Source organism: Galactobacter sp. (assembly GCF_022712295.1).
Taxonomy (GTDB): Bacteria; Actinomycetota; Actinomycetes; order Actinomycetales; family Micrococcaceae; genus Galactobacter.
This window is the reverse complement of record NZ_JALAGT010000057.1, coordinates 1-3,209: the sequence shown is the minus strand read 5'-3', so window position 1 is coordinate 3,209 and position 3,209 is coordinate 1. Positions and strand designations below refer to the sequence as shown.

Below are 3,209 nucleotides of genomic sequence, written 5' to 3'. Positions count from 1 at the left end.
GGCGGTAAAGACATTGACTCCAACCTGCTCCGCAGCAGGCTTGACGGAACCAATGAGCTTGAATGCCTTCATGAAAGCCGGCTTCAAGGCCGCTGTCGTAGCGTGAGACGTCACGGCGGACGCACCTCCTCAGGTGGAGGTATTGCAACCACCACTGGAGCCCGCCCACCGTCGTTGTGGTTTCCTGCCGTCATTGGGGCTCGGTGCGGGAAGTCACGAGTCAGCGACGCCGACGCTGCCGCCGGATGGATCTCAGCAACATGGTGAGCAGACCCACCGCCACGGTGACAGCAGCGAGGGACCCGAAGGCCACCGCTGGGCCACCAGCGTCGATCACCACGCCGACGATGGGCGTACCCAGTGCCGTACCGGCGGTCATCGCGGATCCGTAGAAGCCCATGGCCACACCCCGGTTGCGTTCGTCCACGAGGTCGGTGAGTCGTTCCGAGGCCGCCGTCATCAACGGAGCACAGAAGAACCCGGAGGGGAACAGCGCTACGCCGAGCCAGAACAGGCTGCCTGCGAACACCGCCGGGACAAGTGCCGCACCCAACAGGACCAACAGCAGCAACGGGTCCAGCTTGCGGGACATGAGCCCGTACACGAACCCGCCGAGCAGGGACGCGAAGCACCACAACCCGTAGGCCCACCACAGGCCCGTGCCGGCATCGCCGAAGTGCTCGGAGAACGCCACGACCCCGACCTCGGTCCCTGACAGGGAGAGTCCCGCGCCGGCCGACATCATGAACATGGCGATCACACCGGCGGTGACCCAGGACATCCGGGCCTTCTTGACCGGCGGCTGTGTGGCGTCGGATTGCACCACCGGAATGGCGCCGGTGACCACCGGGACCACCTCGGGAGCGTCCATGGCGCGGGTGGGCGCCTCAAGATCGCCGATGGGCTCAGGCAGATGCTCGGACCGCGTTGGCGGGTTGGTCACCAGCAGCACGCAGCCGGCAAAGACCACCAAGAGTCCCATGGCGATGAACGTCGCGGTCGTGGACACGGCGGTCGCCAGCACGGCCGAACCGCCCGGCGCGATGACGAAGACCATCTCGGTGGCCATGGAGTCCAGGGAGAAGGCGGTACGCCGATCCGGTCCGTGCATCAAGACACCCAGCGACTGGCGCACCACCGTGAACACGGGGATCGAGTACAAACCGGCCAGGAAGAGCAGCAGCACCAGGACCGGGAAGCTGGCAAAGGGCGCCAGGCTCCAGCACACCGCCTCCACCGCCACGGATGGCAACACCGCTCTGCGCAGCCCCACCATGTCGATGCGGCGTCCACGCCACGGAGCACCGATCGCCACACCGATGGTCAGCATGGCGGTGGCCAGTCCAGCAGAGGCGTAGGAAAGGTCGAGCACCTTGGTGACATGCAGGGTCACCAAGACCGCGGTCACCGAGTGAGGGAGGCGGCCGAGGAAGCCGACGACGAGGAGGGTCGGGACGTGAGGTGTCCCGAGAACCCGCCCGTAGCGACGCAGTGCCCCGATGTTCTCCGGCTGGTCCGGTTGGGGCCGGGTCGCGTTCATTTCCTGACGCCAAGGGTCAGGGAGTCGGCCGCCTCCTGCAAATGCTCGACGTCGGCCAGCGCGCCTTGGACGCGCCCCACCACGGTGGCCACGTCGTCGTCCGGCACGGAAGGCTCGAGCACGACGGTGAGGCCCAACTCGGGTCCGTGGCCGCCGCCGGCCACGGGCCGGCCGTCGCGCGTTCGGGAGGCCACGCCAGGGCCGGGTTCCAGGACCAGGCCGGCCACCTCGTCGAACATGTCGGCGACCGCTTGGAGGGGTTCCGCGAGGGACTCGTCCCGGTAGCTCGGCACCCAGGTGCGCTGCTGTGCCAGGGCCCAGACGGCCGGACGGCGCACCACGAAGGTGATCTCGGCGCCGGGGTCCAGGACCAGCAGTTGTGCATCCTCGGCCGCGGCGGAGAGCGCCGCGCGGGGTGCGTACACGGCCACGGGACGGGCGTCGGGATGCCAATCCGTGAGGCGATCCACGGTGGAGAAGACGGGCAAGGCCTTGCGGCCGTCCGGCGCGGAGATCATGACCAGGGCCATGTCCGCTTCCTTGTCCTCGATCTCTCCATGCTCGCCGACGTGGGTCTCCCCCGTCTCGGCGATGACCGGCACGAAGACACGGGCGTCGGCCAGTGCCTCCACCACGGCTTCCTCACCGTTCATACCGAGTACCAGGCCCTCCAGGGCCAGGTCCAGCATGGGGTCCACGGCGCCGTCATCGCCGTCGAACCGGTGCAGCGGGTTGCCCTCACCGGAGAGGTCTCGGCCCTCCCAGGCCTGCCCCGCGGTATCGGTGCGGCCGCCTGCACCGCGCAGTAACGCCTGCTTGATGTGCTCCGGCAGTTCCCGGTGTGTGGGGTGCTGCTGGTCCGTCATGCCCGACCAGCGACGTCGAGCGCCTGCGGCAGGGTGAAGCGGCCGGAGTAGAGGGCCTTGCCCACAATGGCTCCTTCGACACCGCTGCTGACCTGAGCACGCAGCGCGCGCAGGTCGTCCAGGGAGGAGATACCTCCGGAGGCGATCACGGGCTTGTCCGTCTTCCGGGCGATCTCCGCCAGAAGTTCCGTGTTGGGACCGGTGAGGGTGCCGTCCTTGGTCACATCGGTGACCACGTAACGGGCGCAACCGGCTGCCTCCAGCTGCTCCAGAACGTCCCAGAGGTTTCCGCCCTCACTGGTCCAACCGCGACCGGCCAGGGTGGTGCCGCGCACGTCCAGCCCCACGGCGATGAGGTCGCCGTACTCCTCGATGGCGCGGGCGGTCCACTCAGGGTTCTCCAGTGCGGCCGTACCGATGTTGACGCGGGAGGCGCCCCACTCGGCGGCACGAGCAAGGGACTCGTCGTCGCGGATGCCGCCGGAGAGCTCCACCTTCAGGTCCAGTTCGGTGGCGACGCGACGCAGCACGTCAGCGTTGGAACCACGACCGAAGGCCGCGTCGAGGTCCACCACATGGATCCACTCGGCGCCGGCCTGCATCCAGTTCACGGCCGCGTCGAAGGGATCCCCGTAGCCGGTTTCGGAACCGGCCTCGCCCTGAACCAGGCGGACGGCCTGGCCGTCCGCGATGTCCACTGCGGGGAAAAGGATCAGACGCTCGGTCTCAGTCATGGTGTTCAGCAGGTCCTTGCTCGTGGGGTGAGTGTGCGTGGGTGTGGTGGGGGTGTCAGGATCGGGGCG

At 68.2% G+C, this 3,209-nt stretch carries 3 protein-coding genes; all 3 read right to left on the bottom strand.

All coding sequences use genetic code 11. The annotated features are described in order from the left end of the window. Positions 1-220 precede the first annotated feature (220 nt). Genes Q0A15_RS04505 through priA form a run of 3 tightly spaced genes read right to left on the bottom strand, consistent with a single transcriptional unit; the run spans position 221 to position 3,140 of the window. Positions 221-1,540: an MFS transporter gene (locus tag Q0A15_RS04505; protein WP_291278340.1), complete on the bottom strand. Its 1,320-nt coding sequence runs from the start codon at positions 1,538-1,540 to the stop codon at positions 221-223. Next, on the bottom strand, positions 1,537-2,406 hold the full coding sequence (locus Q0A15_RS04500) for an SseB family protein (RefSeq protein WP_291278339.1): 870 nt from the start codon (positions 2,404-2,406) through the stop codon (positions 1,537-1,539). Before Q0A15_RS04500 ends, Q0A15_RS04505 begins: the two co-directional genes overlap by 4 nt. Next, the gene (priA, locus tag Q0A15_RS04495) at positions 2,403-3,140 is read right to left on the bottom strand and encodes a bifunctional 1-(5-phosphoribosyl)-5-((5-phosphoribosylamino)methylideneamino)imidazole-4-carboxamide isomerase/phosphoribosylanthranilate isomerase PriA (protein ID WP_291278341.1); all 738 of its coding nucleotides are present in this window, start codon (positions 3,138-3,140) and stop codon (positions 2,403-2,405) included. The genes Q0A15_RS04500 and priA overlap by 4 nt, the downstream gene beginning before the upstream one ends. Positions 3,141-3,209: the final 69 nt, after the last annotated feature.

Excerpts from the sequence above, each read along its gene's own strand:
- Q0A15_RS04505 (WP_291278340.1), bottom strand. The coding sequence starts at position 1,540 with ATGAACGCGACCCGGCCCCAACCGGACCAGCCGGAGAACATCGGGGCA.
- Q0A15_RS04500 (WP_291278339.1), bottom strand. The coding sequence starts at position 2,406 with ATGACGGACCAGCAGCACCCCACACACCGGGAACTGCCGGAGCACATC.
- priA (WP_291278341.1), bottom strand. The coding sequence starts at position 3,140 with ATGACTGAGACCGAGCGTCTGATCCTTTTCCCCGCAGTGGACATCGCG.